General features: G+C 67.0%; 17 protein-coding genes. 1 reads left to right on the forward strand and 16 read right to left on the reverse strand.

Annotated features, from left to right (window positions below; all coding sequences use genetic code 11):
• Positions 1 to 133: 133 nt before the first annotated feature.
• The 13 genes from ACM6LU_RS02685 to rplJ all read right to left on the reverse strand — a co-directional run bounded on the left by ACM6LU_RS02685 (position 134) and on the right by rplJ (position 13047).
• Entirely contained in the window at positions 134 to 901 is a 768-nt protein-coding gene (locus ACM6LU_RS02685; RefSeq protein ID WP_414935952.1) for a hypothetical protein, read from the reverse strand.
• A 260-nt stretch (positions 902 to 1161) separates the two neighbouring features.
• A complete protein-coding gene (locus ACM6LU_RS02690; protein ID WP_414935953.1) occupies positions 1162 to 1683 on the reverse strand; it encodes a hypothetical protein in 522 nt (173 codons plus the stop codon).
• A gap of 31 nt (positions 1684 to 1714) precedes the next feature.
• Positions 1715 to 2980, reverse strand: coding sequence for an MCE family protein (locus tag ACM6LU_RS02695; protein ID WP_414935954.1), 1266 nt, complete (start codon positions 2978 to 2980; stop codon positions 1715 to 1717).
• Positions 2980 to 4194, reverse strand: a complete 1215-nt coding sequence (locus ACM6LU_RS02700) for an MCE family protein (RefSeq protein ID WP_414935955.1) — start codon at positions 4192 to 4194, stop codon at positions 2980 to 2982. The genes ACM6LU_RS02695 and ACM6LU_RS02700 overlap by 1 nt, the downstream gene beginning before the upstream one ends.
• Complete coding sequence (locus ACM6LU_RS02705) at positions 4191 to 5369, reverse strand: MCE family protein (protein ID WP_414935956.1); 1179 nt, start codon at positions 5367 to 5369, stop codon at positions 4191 to 4193. Before ACM6LU_RS02705 ends, ACM6LU_RS02700 begins: the two co-directional genes overlap by 4 nt.
• Positions 5366 to 6352, reverse strand: a complete 987-nt coding sequence (locus ACM6LU_RS02710; protein WP_414935957.1) for an MCE family protein — start codon at positions 6350 to 6352, stop codon at positions 5366 to 5368. Before ACM6LU_RS02710 ends, ACM6LU_RS02705 begins: the two co-directional genes overlap by 4 nt.
• Positions 6349 to 7380: an MCE family protein gene (locus ACM6LU_RS02715; protein ID WP_414935958.1), complete on the reverse strand. Its 1032-nt coding sequence runs from the start codon at positions 7378 to 7380 to the stop codon at positions 6349 to 6351. Before ACM6LU_RS02715 ends, ACM6LU_RS02710 begins: the two co-directional genes overlap by 4 nt.
• On the reverse strand, positions 7377 to 8711 hold the full coding sequence (locus ACM6LU_RS02720; protein ID WP_414935959.1) for an MCE family protein: 1335 nt from the start codon (positions 8709 to 8711) through the stop codon (positions 7377 to 7379). Before ACM6LU_RS02720 ends, ACM6LU_RS02715 begins: the two co-directional genes overlap by 4 nt.
• 19 nt (positions 8712 to 8730) lie before the next feature.
• Positions 8731 to 9567 (reverse strand): MlaE family ABC transporter permease, encoded by an 837-nt coding sequence (locus ACM6LU_RS02725; RefSeq protein ID WP_414935960.1) that lies wholly within the window; start codon positions 9565 to 9567, stop codon positions 8731 to 8733.
• A gap of 3 nt (positions 9568 to 9570) precedes the next feature.
• Entirely contained in the window at positions 9571 to 10323 is a 753-nt protein-coding gene (locus tag ACM6LU_RS02730; protein ID WP_101612142.1) for an MlaE family ABC transporter permease, read from the reverse strand.
• Between the two features lie 38 nt (positions 10324 to 10361).
• A complete protein-coding gene (locus ACM6LU_RS02735) occupies positions 10362 to 11531 on the reverse strand; it encodes an ABC transporter ATP-binding protein (RefSeq protein WP_414935961.1) in 1170 nt (389 codons plus the stop codon).
• Between the two features lie 529 nt (positions 11532 to 12060).
• On the reverse strand, positions 12061 to 12447 hold the full coding sequence (rplL, locus tag ACM6LU_RS02740; protein WP_409489819.1) for a 50S ribosomal protein L7/L12: 387 nt from the start codon (positions 12445 to 12447) through the stop codon (positions 12061 to 12063).
• Between the two features lie 48 nt (positions 12448 to 12495).
• A complete protein-coding gene (gene rplJ / locus ACM6LU_RS02745) occupies positions 12496 to 13047 on the reverse strand; it encodes a 50S ribosomal protein L10 (protein WP_101612139.1) in 552 nt (183 codons plus the stop codon).
• Between the two features lie 328 nt (positions 13048 to 13375).
• Here rplJ and ACM6LU_RS02750 point away from each other — a divergent pair, with 328 nt between their 5' ends.
• Complete coding sequence (locus tag ACM6LU_RS02750) at positions 13376 to 14218, forward strand: hypothetical protein (RefSeq protein ID WP_414935962.1); 843 nt, start codon at positions 13376 to 13378, stop codon at positions 14216 to 14218.
• Between the two features lie 88 nt (positions 14219 to 14306).
• Here the strand turns inward: ACM6LU_RS02750 and ACM6LU_RS02755 are convergent, their stop codons facing one another.
• The 3 genes from ACM6LU_RS02755 to rplK form a co-directional block, all read right to left on the reverse strand.
• The gene (locus tag ACM6LU_RS02755; protein WP_414935963.1) at positions 14307 to 15071 is read right to left on the reverse strand and encodes an alpha/beta fold hydrolase; all 765 of its coding nucleotides are present in this window, start codon (positions 15069 to 15071) and stop codon (positions 14307 to 14309) included.
• Between the two features lie 76 nt (positions 15072 to 15147).
• Positions 15148 to 15861 carry a 50S ribosomal protein L1 gene (gene rplA, locus ACM6LU_RS02760; RefSeq protein WP_414935964.1) on the reverse strand — a complete coding sequence of 238 codons (714 nt, stop codon included), beginning with the start codon at positions 15859 to 15861 and terminating at the stop codon, positions 15148 to 15150.
• A gap of 81 nt (positions 15862 to 15942) precedes the next feature.
• Complete coding sequence (gene rplK / locus ACM6LU_RS02765) at positions 15943 to 16377, reverse strand: 50S ribosomal protein L11 (RefSeq protein WP_076164368.1); 435 nt, start codon at positions 16375 to 16377, stop codon at positions 15943 to 15945.
• Positions 16378 to 16414 lie beyond the last annotated feature (37 nt).

Here is a 16414-nt window from a genome sequence, read left to right on the forward strand (position 1 = left end):
ACACGACCGGACCCCGGGGCAAGCAGCGTTCCTGACCGAAGCGCCGGAGCACCAGATCACGATTAGGGGGCTAAACGCAGGTCGCCCGGCGACCGGAGCGCGATCAGGGGGCTAAACGCGCTCCGGGGCGGGGCTACTTGGAGGGGGCTGGGGAAGCGGCTGGGTTGGGCGGAGCGGCGTAGGTGTTCATCGCCGTGATCTTCCACTTGTCGCCCTGCAGTTCCGCGTTCAAGTGCAGCTGCGCGCTCCCGGCGGTCGTCTTGTTCGTGTCGGCCCGCGTCGAGCTCTGGTCGACGAACACCATCACGTCGGCCCGGTCACCTTCCAGCCGGATGACGGCGCTGCGGGTGACCTTGCAGGTCACGACCATCTTCTGCTGCGGGGCCAGTCGCTTGACCTCGCCCATCAGCAGGTTGTACTTCGCCCGCACCTCGTCGTTGACCAGCAGATCGCCCGCCGCGGTCTCGGTCTTCGCGATGTTGTTGTAGTCGTACGAGAACAGCGCCTCGGTCGCCTTCGCGACCTGGTCCTTGACCTGCGCGGTCTTCGCGACGTCCAGCAGCGCGGTGTTGTCCGTCGAGCTCGACACGTCGTCGGCCTGGATCTTGAACAGCACCGCGGACGCGGCCAGCAGCAGCCCGACGACGACCAGCGCGCCCGCCAGGATCAGCTGCGTGGAGACCGGCTTCTTCGCCTTTTCCGGCTTCTCATCGGAGTCGGAGTCGGAGTCGGAGTCGGAGTCGGAGTCAGCGTCGGACTCGGAAGCGACCTCGGCTTCGGCCTCTTCGATGTCGTCCGGCTTCGCCTTGGCGGCCGCCCGGACCTTCGCACGCGGACTCGGCTTCGCGACAACCTCGTCTTCAGGGGCCTCAGTGCTCTCAGGAGCCTCGACAGCGGCCACTGCAGGCTCAGCAGCCTGAGCAGGCTCCTCAACGGCCTCGGCAGGCTCGGGCGCCGGACGCGGAGCAGGCCTCGGCGACGGACGCGGCGACGGCTTCACCTCAGGCGTCTCCTCCACCGAAGGAGCCGTGTCGACCTCGGAAACGGAAGAGGAGCCAGGCCGTCGCAGACCGGCCACCCGTGGGCGGCGCACCGGCGGAGTGCTGCGAGGGGGCTGGCGGCGGGAGGAGGGCACTACGGACTCCGTTCTGGGTGACGCTCTTACTGGCCGGCCGCGACGAGGGGCACGTTGTCGATCCCGGACAGCTTCCACTCATCGCCGACCCGGGTCATCGAGACCTCCAGGCGCAACGCCTTGGAGCTCGCCTTGTCGCCCTGGGTGACCTGCGTGGTGATGGCGGCGAGGAAGCTCGCCTTGCCCTCGTGGTCGTCGAGTTCCTCGACGGCGATGTCCTGGATCGTGGTCGCGACCTTGGTCTTCGCGTCGCCGAGCGCCTTGCGGTAAGTCGGCTCGAGCTGTTTCAGCTGTTCGGCCATCTTCTCGTCGGAGACGGTCTTCTGCCGCTCGAAAAACTCGTTGAGGTTCTCGAAGTCGACCTCGGTGTACGCCTTGATCGCGGTGCCGCCCGCCTTGACGACGTCGTCACGCGAACGCGCGAGATCGGCGTTGTCGTCGGAGGCGGCCACTGCCCACTGGATCCCGAAGAGCGCAGCGGCGACGAAGGCGGCCAGGGCGAACGCCGCCGCCCCCAGGACCAGGGTCCGCGATCGAGAAGAACTCATGACACTCCAGGGTAGGTATACGGTCTCGGGCTCAGCCGGGCAGGCCCAGCAGCGCCCCGAGGCTGGCCAGGCTGACACCCGGGCTCTGCAGGACGCTCGGCATGCCCTGCGCCGCGCGCAGGCTGGCCAGCTCCTCGGCCGACCGGCCGGCGTTGGCGGCGACGTCGCCCTGCGACGGGATCTGCGGGACACCGTTGTACGGCACGTTCTGCGAACCGCGCACGTTGATCGGGCTGCCCTTCGGCTCGGCGCAGTACGCGTCGTCCTTCGGCGGGCGCACCGTCGTGTCGGTGCCTTCGCGGTACTTGTCGAGGCCGATGTAGCCTTTGGTGCACGAAGGCGGGTTGAACAGGTTGAGCGCGAGGCCCAGGTGCGCGGTGCCGTCGTTGGCGACGGTGTTCGCGCCCGCCGCGAGCATCGGATAGGTCACCAGGCCCTGCTCGAGTCCGTCGAGCCGGGTCACGAGCAGGTTCGACGTCGTGAGCAGGTTCGCGGTGAGCGCGCCCAGTCCCGGCCCCGATTCCGCGAGCACCTCGCTGATCTGGGTCGCCACCCGCGGGGTGATCCCGATCAGCTTCCGGATGTCGGCGTCGGAGTTCTTCAGCGTGCCGGAGAGCTTGTTCAGGTCCGCGCTGAACGACTTCATCGAGCTCGCCATGTCGTTTTGCGTCTCGAGGACCTGCCCACCCTTTTCCAGCAGCTGGATGGTCTGCGGCAGATACTCCTGCGCGGTCGTGGTGAAGCTGCGCGCGGTGTCGAGCAGCCGCTGCAGGTCCGGGCCGGTGCCGTTGAAGGCGTTGTACGACTCGTCGACGACTTTGCGCAGCGAGTCGGTCGGCACCGACGCCGCGAGGCTGTCGAGGTCACCGATGAGCTGCTCGGTGGGCACCGGCGTCTTGACCTTGTCTGCGGGGATGACCGATCCCGGCTTCAGGAACGGGCCCTTCTCTCCCTTGGGTCGCAGGTCGACGAACTGCTCGCCGACCGCCGACCGGTTCGCGACCACGGCGTCCAGATCGGCGGGCACCTGCGGGGCGTCGGGAGCGATGTCGAGGTCGGCTTCCAGCCCGGCCTTGGTCAGGCGCAGCTCGCCGACGCGGCCGATGTTGAAGCCGCGGTAGGTGACTTCCGCGTTCTGGAAGATGCCGCCCGACTGCTTGAGTTCGAGCTTCACCGTGTAGCCCTCGTCGCCGAAGACCTGGCCGAGACCGGCGAACCGGATCAGCGCGTACACGATCGCGACGACGGAGATGATCGCGAACGCGACCAGCTGGAGCTTCGTCCGACGGATCAGCATCAGCCCGCACCTCCCGAAAGCAGGCCGAAGATCCCGGCGGGTCCGGTCTGTCGCGGCTGTCCGCCGCCCTGCGGCGCGCTCGCCTGGTTGCCGGCGACGCCGCCGACGCCGCCGACGCTGTCGGGGATCGGCAGCGGCGGATTCACGCCGGGTCCCTCGGTCCCACCGGTGAGTCCCGGCACCGGGACGATGTCCTTGAGCGGGTTCTCACGGCTGCGGCCGAGGTTCTTGAGGATCTCGTTCAGGTTCAGGTCGACCTTCGCGAACAGGTTGAAGTAGTCGCCCTTGACGCCGTCGTAGGCGGCGTCACTGAACGGAAAGGTCAGCAGGATCTCCAGCGCCTTGGGCAGATCCGAACCCGCTTCGCCGAGCTTCCGCAGCGTCGGCTGCAATGCCTTGAGGTCGGCGACGAGGTCTTCCTTGCTCTTGTTCACCGTGTCGACGGCGACGCCGGAGAGCTGGTTGAGCGCGTTGAGCATGGTGACCAGCTGACCGCGCTGCTGTTCCAGCACGCCGAGACCGGGGCCGAGGTTGTCGACCGCGCCGACCAGCTTGTCCTTCTGGCCGTTCAGGGTCAGCGAGAGCCGGTTCAGCCCGTCGAGTGCCCGCGTGATGTTCGCGGACTGCTTGTCCAGGTTCGTCACCAGCTGGTTGGTGTTGTTCAGCAGCGCCTTGAGTTCCGGCGAGCGGCCACTGGTGGCGTTGTTGAGTTCCTTCGTGATGGTGTTGAGCTGTTCGACGCCACCACCGTTGAGCAGCAGCGAAAGCGCGCCGAGCAGCTCTTCGACCTCGACGCTGCGGTTCGTACGCGCCAGCGGGATCACCGCGTTGTCGGCCAGCTTGCCCTGACCGTCCGCGGGTGCGGCCAGCTCGACGTACTTCTCACCGAGCAGGCTCGACTGCCTGACGTTGGCCAGCGCGTTCGCCGGCAGCTTCACGTCACCGTTGACCCGGACGGTGACCTCGGCGTTCCAGCCGTCCTGGGTCAGCCCGATCGCTTCGACACGGCCGATGGCGACCTCGTTGACCTTCACCCCGGCCTGCGGGGTCAGGTCCAGCACGTCCCGGAACTGCACCTTGACCGTGTACGGGTGGTCGCCGAGTTCGGCGCCACCGGGCAGCGGGATGTCGTAGATCCCGCTGAAGGCGCAGCCGCTCAACGTCAGCGCGGCGACCGTTCCGGCGGCCGCGAGGGCGAGTGTCCTTTTGATCATTTCGCCGCCGATCCGTAGAGCTGCCCCGCGATGGGGAGCGGAAGCGGCGGCAGCTGGCCCGCCTGCGAGGACTGGATCACCTGCGCGATCGACGGCAGCGGCACCAGCCCGTCGACCAGTCCGGCGATCCCCTTGCACGCGTCGCCCAGCACGTCGAGCGCGTCCGGGGTCTGCTTGAGCAGGTTGCACACCATCACCAGCGGCGGCTGGGTGAGCTCGTTGAGGTTGGCCCGCGCGTCGAGCGTGCCCGAGGAGGCGTTGTAGGTGTTGACCAGGTTCCCGAGGCCGACCGGGGCGACGTCGAGGATCTCGGCGAGTGCGCCGCGCTGGTCCACGAGCACCTTGGTCACACTGGCCAGCTTGTCCACATTGGACTTGAGCCGGTCGCGGTTCTTCTCGATGAACGCCTGCACCGCGGTGAGCGTGTCGGACAGCTGCTTCACCGTGGCCGCGAGGTTTTCCCGCTCCCCCGCGAGGAATCCGCTGACGTCGGCGAGCTGCCGCTCGAAGTCGCGGACCTGCGAGTCGCTGTTCACCAGTGTCTGGGAGAAGGAGCCGAGGTTCTCGACGGTCTTGAACAGGTCGCCGGAGTTACCGGACAACGTGCCCGCGGCCTGGCCGAGTTTCGTGATCGTGTCGTGCAGTGCCTGCCCGTTGCCGTCGAAGTTCTTCGCGGCGGTGTCGAGCAGGTTCGACAGCGAACCGTTCTTGTTGGCGCCGTTGGGGCCGAGCGACTTGCTGACCCGCGAAAGGCTGGCGGCGAGTTCGTCGACTTCCAGGGGGACCTCGGTGCGGTCGAGGCCGATGACGGCGCCGTCGTCGATCCGCGGGCCGCCCTGGTAGGCCGGGGCCAGCTGCACGTAGCGGTCGCTGACCAGCGACGGCGACACGATGATCGCCTTCGCGTCCGCGGGCACCGCCACCGAACGGTCGTATTCGAGTTCGACGCGGACCTGGTTGCCCATCGGCTGGATCCTGGTGACCTTGCCCATGTCGACACCGAGCATGCGGACGCTGTTGCCTTCGTACAGTCCGACGGTACCGGCGAAGTAGGCGGTCACGTGGTTGCGGCCGGCGTCCTTGAGCGTCCACCACAGTGCGCCGGCGACGACCAGCGCGAGCACGATCGCGATGGTGAAGCCCCGGGTGAGGCTCTGACCGAGACGGGTACTCATTTCTCGTAGCACCCCTTCTCGTTGATCGGCCCGAACGACGGCAGGACCAGTCCGCAGATGTAGTTGTCGAACCAGCGGCCGTTGCCGATCGTATTCGTGAACACCCGGATGAACGGCGCGAACCGCGCGATGCCCTGGCCGAGGGCGTCCTGGTTGCGCTGCAGCATCGAGGTCAGCTGGTCGAGCTGGGTGAGCACCGGGTCGAGCTGCGCGTCGTTGTCGTCGACCAGCCCCTTGAGCTGGGTGGCGAGCGTGCGCGAGCCGTCCAGCAGGGCGGTGATCGCGTCCTTGCGACGGGACACCTCGCCGAGCAGCTTGTTCCCGTCGGACAGGAGCTTCTGGAACTCGGCGTCACGGTCGACGAGCGTCTGCGAGACCTGCCGCGTGTTCGCGAGCAGGGTCGACAGCTGCGAGTCCCGCGACGCGATCGTGTCCGAGAGGCGGGAAAGGCCGTTCAGAGCGCCCTTCACGTCGGCCGGGGTGTCGGCGAAGGTCTCCGTGATGACGTCGAAGCTCTTCGCCAGCTGTGCGGTGTCGATGTCGTCGACGGTCTGCGAAAGCCCGCGGAAGGCGTCGAGGACGTCGAACGGCGACATCGTCCGGTCACGCGGGATGGTCGCGCTCGGGTCGAGCGTGCGCTGCCCCTGCGGGTCGAGCGCCAGGTACTTCTGGCCGAGCACGGTCTTGATCTTGATCGCCGCGCTGGTCTTGTCACCGAGCCAGGCGTCCTTGACCTTGAAGGAGATCTTGACCTTGTCGCCGTCGAGTTTGATCTCGGAGATCTTGCCGACCTTCACCCCGGCGACCCGGACGTCGTTGTCCTCCTGCAGGCCCGAAGTTTCGCTGAAGTCCGCGCTGTAGGTCGTCCCGCCGCCGATCACCGGCAGGTCCTCGGAGTTGAGCGCGGCGAGGAAACCGAGCAGCAGCACCGAGATACCGACCAGCGCGATCGGGATCGGATTGCGTTTCTGGAACGACTTCATGCCGTGCACCTCGCCCGGTTCACCGGCAGCAGCGGCAGGTTGATCGGCTCGTTGATCAGCGGAGGCAGGGCGACGGCTCCCGTCAGTTCACAGGCGAAGAAGTTGAACCAGGAGCCGTAGTCGGCGGTGCGGGTCAGCGCCGTCACCTTCTGCGGCATGAACTGGATGAAGTGCTCGACGATCGGCTGGCTGTCGTTGAGGTTCTTCGTCAGCGTGCCGAGCGCGGCGATGTCCTGCTTGAGCGGCTCGCGGGCCTCGCCGAGCAGACCGGACGTCGTCTGGGCGAGGGTGCCGAGCGAATCGATGGCGTCGCCGATCGGTTCGCGGTCCGCGGCCAGTCCGGAGACCAGCTGCTGCAGCTTGACGATCAGGTCGTTCAGCTGCGGCGTATGCGCGTTGACCGTGTCGAGCACCGAGTTCAGGTTGTCGATGACCTCGCCGATCACCTGGTCCTTGTCGGAGATCGTGGTGGCCAGCGACGCGGTGTGCCGCAGCAGGCTTTCGATCGTGCCGCCTTCACCCTGCAGGACCTGGATGACCTCGTAGGACAACTTGTTGATGTCGTCCGGGTTGAGCGCGGTGAACAGCGGCTTGAAGCCGTTGAACAGCTGCGTCAGGTCGAGCGCGGGCGTGGTGCGCTCCAGCGGGATGTTCCCGCCGGGCGCCAGCGTCTTGCCGGAGGAGTCGGTGCCCTGCCCGAGCGACAGGTAGCGCTGGCCGACCAGGTTCCGGAACTTGATCTGCGCGGTCACCCCGGCGGGCAGTTTGCGACCGGCGTCCACTTCGAACTCGATCTCGGCCTGGCGGCGGTCGACGATGCGGACCTCCTTGACCTGCCCGACCCGGACGCCCGCGATGCGGACGTCGTCGTTGGGCAGCACCAGGGTCGCGTCGCTGAAGCGCGCTTTGTAGGCGTTGGTGCTGGTGGTGTTGATGTTGGCGATGCTGATCCCGAGGATCGTCGTGAACAGCACGGTGATCACGACGAAGGCACAGAGCTTGATCAGCGGTGCGAGCAGACCCCTCACTTGACGTGCACCTCCGCTCCCCGATAGAGCGGTCCGACGAGCAGCGAGCCCCAGCCGGGCACGTCCGCGGCGGCCATGCCGACCTGCGGGGCGACCAGCTGCGCGAGGAAGTCCGATTCGGACGTGCTGTAGGACGGGCTACCGCCGGGCGCTCCCCCACCGTTGTAACCACCGACGCTGGCGAAACCGTTCGAGGGCGAGAGACCGTCGTTGGCCGACCGGGACGGCGGTTTGACCGTGCTGCCGTCCTTGATCGGGCCGTCCGGCGGGTATTGCGGGAACGGGTCCGGGAACTGCTTCAGGTCGTAGCAGCGCGGGCCACGTTTGTCCTCGAACTTCGGCTCGTCCTTGCCCGGCAGATACGGACCGCGGTTGACGGTGACCTCGATGGTCGCGTGCAGACCGGGCCGGTTGGTGCCCTTGCCCAGCGCCTTGTCGATCTTCGGCAGGCTGGCGGCCATCTGCCCGATCACGCACGGGTACGACGGCGCGTACTTCGCCAGCAGTTCCGCCGTCGGGCGGGCGCTGTCGGCGAGGCGGATCAGGTTGTCGGCGTTGTTCTGCAGGAAGGTCCGCAGGTCGACCGAGGCCTGGGTGACACTGCCGTAGAGGTTCTGCAGGTTCATCTTCTGATCGACCACGGTGCGTGTGGTGGTGCTCAGGTTGTCCAAGGTCTGCACCAGATCCGGGGCGACGGCACCGAGGTTGTCCGAGAACTCCGCCAGCTCCTTGAGGTTCCGCTGGAGCTGGGGCTCGTGCGGGTTCAGGTCGCCGACGTAGGTGCCGAGCTGCGCGAGCGTGTCACCGAGCTGATCGCCGCGGCCGTTGAGCGCGGTGGAGATCGCCGAAAGCGTGCTCGACAGCTTCTGCGGCTGGACCGCCTGCAGCACCGGCATCAGATGGGCGAAGGCCTGCTCGAGTTCGACGGCGCTGGACGTGCGGTCCTGGGTGATCACGTCACCCTCGGCGATCGTCTTCGCCGAAGGGGCGTCCGGGATTTCGAGGGAAACGAAGCGCTCACCGAACAACGTCTTCGGAAGGAATCGCGCCGAAACGTTCTGGGGGATCAGTTTCGCCGACTCCGGATTCAGCGCGAGTGTGAGTTCGGCACCCTCCGACGTCGCGGCGATGTCCTTGACCGAACCGACGATGAGCCCGCGGACCTTCACGTCCGACTGCTTCAGCAACTGGTTCCCGATGCTGCCCGACTGGAGTTTCACGCTCACCACGGGCGTGAACGCGCGCTGGTACAGCGCGATGCTCAACGCCACCCCGCCGATGAGCACGGCGACCAAGAGCAGGCCCAACAACCTGCGCCGCAGTGTGTTCACCAACCCACCCAACCCTGCATCATCCTGCGATCCTCACCGTGACGTCGGTTCCCCAGATCGCGAAACCGATGAAGAAGTTCATGATGGACACCGTGACGATGCTCAGCCGGACCGCCTTACCGACCGCAACGCCGACACCGGCGGGGCCACCGGAGGCCCGGTATCCGAAATAACAATGGGACAGGATGATCAAGACGCTGAACAACAGCACCTTGATGAACGAATAGAGCACATCCTGTGGTGGTAGGAACAGGTCGAAATATTGGTCGTAGGTACCCGCTGACTGGTTGTAGATATAGATAACGACCAGCCGGGACGCCAGATACGAACTCAGCAGGCCGATCACGTACAGCGGGATGACCGCGACGAAACCGGCGATGATCCGCGTGGTCACCAGGTACGGCAGGCTCGGCACGCCCATGACCTCGAGCGCGTCGATCTCCTCCGAGATCCGCATCGCGCCGAGCTGGGCGGTGAACCCGGCACCGACCGTCGCCGACAGCGCGAGACCCGCGACCAGCGGCGCGATCTCACGGGTGTTGAAGAACGCGGTCAGGAAGCCGGTGAAGGCCGAGGTGCCGATCGAGTTCAGCGCCGAGTAACCCTGAAGGCCGACGAGCACACCGGTGAACAGGGTCAGGCCGACCATGACGCCGACCGTGCCGCCGATGACGGCGAGCGAACCGGAACCGAAGCTCACCTCGGCCAGCAGCCGCAGCACCTCTTTGGTGTAGCGGCGCAACGTCCGCGGCGTCCACAGCAACGCGCGGCCGTAGAACGACATCTGGTCGCCGAGGTTGTCCAGTGTCTGCAAAGGACGGTTGGCCACTCCCTTGGCACGTGCGAGAAAGGTCATGCGTCAGTCCAGCTTTCCTGGCACGATTTGCAGGTAGATCAGCGTGATCACGAAGTTCACCACGAACAGCATGAGGAACGTGATGACGACCGCCTGGTTCACCGCGTCGCCGACGCCCTTCGGGCCGCCGGACGGATTCAGTCCCCGGTAGGAGGCGACGACCGCGGCGATGAAGCCGAAGATCAGCGCCTTCAGCTCGCCGACCCAGAGGTCCGGCAGCTGGGCCAGCGCGGAGAAGCTCGCCAGGTACGCGCCCGGCGTCCCGCCCTGGAGGACGACGTTGAAGAAGTAACCACCGAGCACGCCGATGACGCTGACCATGCCGTTCAGCAGGAGCGCCACCAGCATCATCGCGAGCACACGCGGCACGATCAGCCGCTGCACCGCGGAGACGCCGAGCACCTCCATGGCGTCGATCTCTTCGCGGATCGTCCGCGCGCCGATGTCCGCGCAGACCGCGCTACCGCCGGCGCCCGCGACCAGCAGCGCGGTGACCAGCGGACTGGCCTGCTGCACGGTGGCGAGCACCGACCCGGCGCCCGTGTACGACTGGGCGCCGAGCTGGCGGGCGAGCGAACCGAACTGCAGCGAGATGACCGCGCCGAACGGGATCGCGACGAGCGCCGTCGGCAGGATCGTGACGCTGGCGATGAACCAGGCCTGCTGGATGAACTCCCGCAGCTGGAAGGGGCGCTGGAAGATGCCACGAACGATGTCGAGGCCGAGAGCGAACAGGTTCCCGGTCTCGCGCAACATGCCGATCCCGGGAATCTTCGCCGATGAAGCGGGTGAGCTCACGAGCCACCTGACCCCGGATCATGTGGCCGCATGCGGTGGTTGCCCGATCTCCCCGGATGCGGGATGTGGGCGACCTGGTCGTCGGGCAGCTGACCCTGATGGTGGTTCGGCATCGAGCCGTCGCTCTGCTGCGAACGATGCCCCGCGGCGGCGAGCCGCTGCGGGCGGACACCGTAGTGCTGCTGCTCCTCCGGGGAGAGCGACTCGATGATGCTCTGCTGCGCCTCGTGCGGGAGACCGGACAGGATCTGCATGACGCGGTCCTTGCGGCGGACCGCGCCCATCCGCGTAGGCACACCCGGCGTCGGCTGCATCTGCGGCGGCACCCCGCTGACGTCCTCGACACCGCCCGAGTGGTGACCGGCCTCGAACATCGCGCGCTCGGCGGCGAGCTGGGCCGAGTCCTTCTCCTCGCTCATGCCGATGGGGCCGTCCATCTTGCCGTTCAGGAACTGCTTGACGACCGGCTCCTCGCTGGTCAGCAGCACCTCGCGCGGGCCGAACATGACCAGTTCCTTGCGGAAGAGCATGCCCAGGTTGTCCGGGACGGTGCGGGCGAGGTTGATGTTGTGCGTGACGATCAGGAACGTCGCGTCGATCTGCGCGTTGACGTCGAGGAAGAGCTGGGAGATGTAGGTGGTGCGGACCGGGTCGAGGCCGGAGTCCGGCTCGTCGACCAGGATGATCTGCGGGTCCAGCACCAGGGCGCGGGCGAGCCCGGCGCGCTTGCGCATACCGCCGGAGATCTCACCGGGCAGCTTCTTGTCGGCGCCGTTGAGACCGGTCATCTCGAGCTTCTCGAGGACGATCCGGCGGACCTCGGTCTCCGACTTCTTCGTGTGCTCGCGCAGGGGGAACGCCACGTTGTCGTAGAGGTTCATCGAACCGAACAGCGCGCCGTCCTGGAAAAGGACGCCGAAGAGCTTGCGCACCTCGTAGAGCTGGTGTTCGGAGCACGTCACGATGTCGACGCCGTTGATCATGCAACGGCCACGGTCCGGCTTGAGCAGACCGATCATCGACTTCAAGAAGACGGACTTACCGGTTCCGGACGGACCGAGCATCGCCGACACCTCGCCCGGAGGCAGGGTCAGCGTGACGTCCCGCCAGATGGCCTGCTTACCGAAGGACTTCGAAAGACCTTCGATGACCACCTCGGCACCCATCGCACCTCCAGGAGCTGTTCCGCGTCGTCGCGCACTGCCGTCTCGTGCCACTGGCTCGAGAGAACGCACGCGTCCGCGCAGCGATACCCGCGTCAACCAGGTGTAACGAGCTGAGTGCGAACAGGTTACTCACCAGTTTTCTTTTCTGGCCAGACCCGCGGGTAACTTTTCGCTCGGTCCGCTACCGACCCGTGCACCGCTTGCAGCACCGTAGTGCACGTCACCCCCACGCGCAGACCCACAACGCCCCTTGCCCAGGTCGGCGCCTTGCCGCGTCGCGATTAGGGGGCTAAACGCAGGTCAGCGGGCCTCCTACCGGACCCCTCCAGCTCGCCTCCCGCTCTTGCCGCGCGGATCGCGATTAGGGGGCTGAACGCGCTCCGGGACCCAGGTGCTTAGCGTGGCTACGCGTCGCACTTAGCCCGCGAAAGTCGACCGGGCAGGAGGACGGAAACAGCGAAGGGGCGGGCATCCGTGGTGGATGCCCGCCCCTTCGACGGTGCTGCGGTAGGCGCTGACGCGCCAGAGATCACTTGATGGCGATCTTGGCGCCCGCGGCCTCGAGCTTCTCCTTGGCGGCCTCGGCGGCCTCCTTGTCGACCTTCTCCAGGAGGGCCTTGGGAGCGGCCTCGACCAGCTCCTTGGCCTCCTTCAGACCCAGACCCGAGACGACCTCACGGACGACCTTGATGACCTGGATCTTCTTCTCACCAGCGGACTCGAGGACGACGTCGAACTCGTCCTGCTCCTCGGCGGCCGGGGCGGCAGCGGCACCCGGGGCGGCGGCGACAACGGCAGCCGGGGCGGCCGCGGTGACGTCGAAGGTGGTCTCGAATTCCTTCACGAACTCGGACAGCTCAAGAAGGGTGAGCTCCTTGAAGGCGTCGATCAGCTCGGTGGTGCTCAGCTTCGCCATGGTGGCTTTCCTCTCTGAAACGAACTAAAAGTTCGGGGTGGGGGGTGTTCAGCTCTCGGCGGGTGCTTCGGCTGCTTCGGTACCGGCGTTGCGCTGCTTGTCCTCCAGCGCGGCAGCCAGGCGAGCGACCTGGGACGCCGGCGCCTGGAACAGCGCGGCGGCCTGGGAAAGCTTCGCCTTGAACGCGCCCGCCGCCTTGGCGAGCAGGACCTCACGGCTGTCGAGATCGGCGATCTTGTTGATCTCGTCCACGGACAGCGTCTTGCCGTCCATGAAGCCGCCCTTGATCACAAGCGCGTTGTTGTCCTTCGCGAAGTCGCGAAGCGCCTTCGCGGCGTCAACAGCTTCACCTTCGACGAAGGCGATGGCGGTCGGGCCGACGAACAGGTCTTCGAGGCCCTCGATGCCCGCGTCCGTGGCGGCACGCTTGACGAGGGTGTTCTTCGCGACCCGGTACTTGGCACTGGTGCCGAGAGCGCGGCGCAGCTGGGACAGCTGGGACACGGAGAGGCCGGTGTACTGGGTAACGACTGTGGCCGAGCTGCTGCGGAAGCTCTCCGCGATCTCGGCGACGGCCGCCTCCTTGTCGGGCTTCGCCATGGTCGCCTCCTCTCTTGGCTAGTGGTCCACTGGCCTTGAGAGCCCTGAAACGACGAAACGCCCCAGCGCAGACAGGCGCGGGGCGTCAGGGCAGGCGACAGAATGCGTCGCGAGCGAGCCTCGTTCCTCCTGCGCGGGTCGCCCGCCCTAGCGGGGCCTTCGTTCTCCAGGCCAGATGACCAGGAGAAGACCAGCGGTCTTCGGTAGAACCTTGACAAGAGTACGCGACCCTCTCCCGGCCTCCGCACGGGGCCCTCCCAGGTCGCGTTTAGCCCGCTAAACGCGACCGGCGGAGTGCGTCGGGGGTCCGGCGGGGCATCATGGTGACGTGGCGGAGCAGCGTGATGACGGAAAGCCGGGCAGTGAGCCCGGCACGGACATCGAGCCCAAGGCGGGAGGTCAGCCCGCGCCCCAGCTGAACGACGAGCAACTGCGCCAGTTCCAGCAGTTTCAGCAGTTCCAGGACTATTTGAAGTTCACCGAGGCCCAGCAGCAGGGCCTCGTGCCGACCCAGCCCACGCAGCCCGTGACCCAGCATCACGGACAGCCGCCGTCACCTCCGGGACCTCCTCCCGGCGAACTCGTCAGGGCCCCACAGCCGCGCGTGCCGCGCTGGCTGCGGCGTCTGGGTGGGAAGCTCCTGGCCTGGGTGATCGTGATCGTGCTGATCTGCGTCGGGGCCACCATCGCCTACCGGCAGATCTTCCCCAGCGACGCCGGGCAGGACACGGCGACGTTCGTTCAGGGCGGAGGCGGCAAACACCACACCAACCAGGTGCTTTCGACCAACCCCTGGGAAGCCGTGCGGGCCATCTACGACACCATCGGGAAGCGGTACGAGCCTGCCCTCCGGGTCCAGAAGGCCTGCCTGTCGATGAGCGAGCAGGCGCAGACCGAGTTCGCCCGGAATCTCGGCTACCCGGACTGCGGCACCGCTGTCCTGGCCTTGAACGCCAAAGTCACCGACAGCACGACGTATATCTACGCGGTGAAGCCGAAGTCGAGTGTGGTCCCACGGCAGAACCTGACGATCCACTCGTGCTGGTACAGCATCAGCGGAGGCCCCCCGCTGGGCAGCTTCACCCTGCAGGAAGTCGAGATGGGCCAGTGGCTGATCACCGGGCACACGAACTCTCCCGAGCCCTGCCCGCCTCCGCCCACCGGCAACTGACCTGGGCCTGGTCCACCCCAGATCGCGATTAGGGGGCGAAACGCAAGTGCCCGCCGGATCGCGATTAGGGGGCTAAAGTCGACGCCGGTCAGAGGTCGTGCGAGGTCAGGAAGCCGGTCAGCGCGGAGCCGAAGGCGGGGTGCGTGACGGCGGTCAGGTGATCGCCGGGGACGCGGACGAGCCGGGCACCGGCGATGGCGGCGGCCAGGCGTTCGGGTTCGGCGGCCAGCGGGTCGTTGTCGCCGGCGAGGACCAGGGTCGGGACGGCGATGGCCGTCAGGTCCAGTTTCGGGTTCGCGGTCCCGCGCGCGGCGGCGGCGAGCGCGACGCGGTCCGCACGCAGAGCGTCGGCCAGGACCCGGAAAGGCGCCGAAGCGCGCGGAAGCGTCGAGGGATCCTCCGCCAGCAGAGCCTCGCTGATCGCCTCCGGCGTGACCACCCGCGTGTCCACACCCCCGAAGTCGACGATCCCCGAGCCGACCCCACCGATCGCGAGGCATCGGATCCGCGGATCGGCGGCCACCGCGCCGAGCGCGATCATCGCGCCCATCGAGTAGCCCACCATCGACACCTCGTCGAGGCCCAGCGTGTCGAGCAGCGCGGACACGTCGCGGACCATCGCGTCGTCGCCGTAGCTCACCTCGTCGTGCGGTTTCGCCGACCGCCCGTGCCCACGCGCGTCGAGGCTGAGCACAGTCAGCCCCGCCTGCTGAAGCGTGGCGACGACGCCGGACGCGATCCAGTTGGCGTTCGTGTCAGCGGCGAAGCCGTGCTGAAGGAGCACCGGGCGTCCTTCGCCCTCCCACACGGTGTAACTCAGCTGGAGCCCGTCGAACGACGCGAAAGTAGGCATGCCCTCCAGCAAACACGAAAAAGGGGCGGCCCCGCCGTAGCGGGACCGCCCCTTCTCAGTGATGTCTAACTCAGCCTTACGCGTCCTCGGAGAGGAGGTTGCGAGTCCGGGCCGGGTCGACCGGGACACCCGGGCCCATCGTCGTGGAGATCGTGACCTTCTTCAGGTAGCGACCCTTGGCCGACGACGGCTTGGCGCGGAGGACCTCGTCCAGCGCGGCCGCGTAGTTCTCCACCAGCTTCTCGGTGTCGAACGACGCCTTGCCGATCACGAAGTGCAGGTTGGCCTGCTTGTCGACGCGGAAGTTGATCTTACCGCCCTTGATGTCCGTCACGGCCTTCGCGACCGCGGGGGTCACGGTGCCGGTCTTCGGGTTCGGCATCAGGCCACGCGGGCCGAGGATACGGGCGATACGTCCGACCTTGGCCATCTGGTCCGGCGTCGCGATCGCGGCGTCGAAGTCGAGCCAGCCACCCTGGATGCGCTCGATCAGTTCGTCGGTACCGACCACGTCCGCGCCGGCGGCCTCGGCCTCGGCGGCCTTGTCACCGACGGCGAAAACGATGACGCGAGCGGTCTTACCGGTGCCGTGCGGCAGGTTCACGGTGCCGCGGACCATCTGGTCGGCCTTACGAGGGTCGACACCGAGGCGCATGGCGACCTCGACGGTGGCGTCCATCTTCGTCTTGGAGGTCTCCTTGGCCAGCTTCGCGGCCTCGAGCGGGGCGTACAGCCGCTCGCGGTCCACCAGCTCGAGGGCCTGACGGTAGGCCTTGCTGTGCTTGGTCATGCTTCTGTCCTTAACTCTTCAAACGGATCAGTGTGGTGCGTGAGCCAGCACTGGCTCTCCCACGTGGTGCTGAAAACAGCGTCAGTCGACGACCGTGATGCCCATGGAACGGGCGGTGCCGGCGATGATCTTCGCGGCCTGGTCGACGTCGTGCGCGTTCAGGTCGGATTCCTTGGTCTTCGCGATGTCGCGGACCTGGTCCCAGGTGACCTTGGCGACCTTGGTCTTGTGCGGCTCGCCGGAGCCCTTCTCCACGCCCGCGGCCTTCAGCAGCAGCTTCGCGGCCGGCGGCGTCTTGAGCTTGAAGTCGAACGAGCGGTCTTCGTACACGGAGATCTCGACCGGGACGACGTCCCCGCGCTGCGACTCGGTCGCGGCGTTGTAGGCCTTGCAGAACTCCATGATGTTGACGCCGTGCTGACCCAGCGCGGGGCCGACCGGCGGCGCGGGGTTGGCCGCACCCGCCTTGATCTGCAGCTTGATGATCGCCGCAAGCTTCTTCTTCTTGGGTGGCATTTCGTTGGTTCCTTCTTACTGACTTGAGTCCCCCGCA

It is taken from the genome of Amycolatopsis sp. cmx-11-51 (assembly GCF_047608665.1).
Taxonomy (GTDB): Bacteria; Actinomycetota; Actinomycetes; order Mycobacteriales; family Pseudonocardiaceae; genus Amycolatopsis.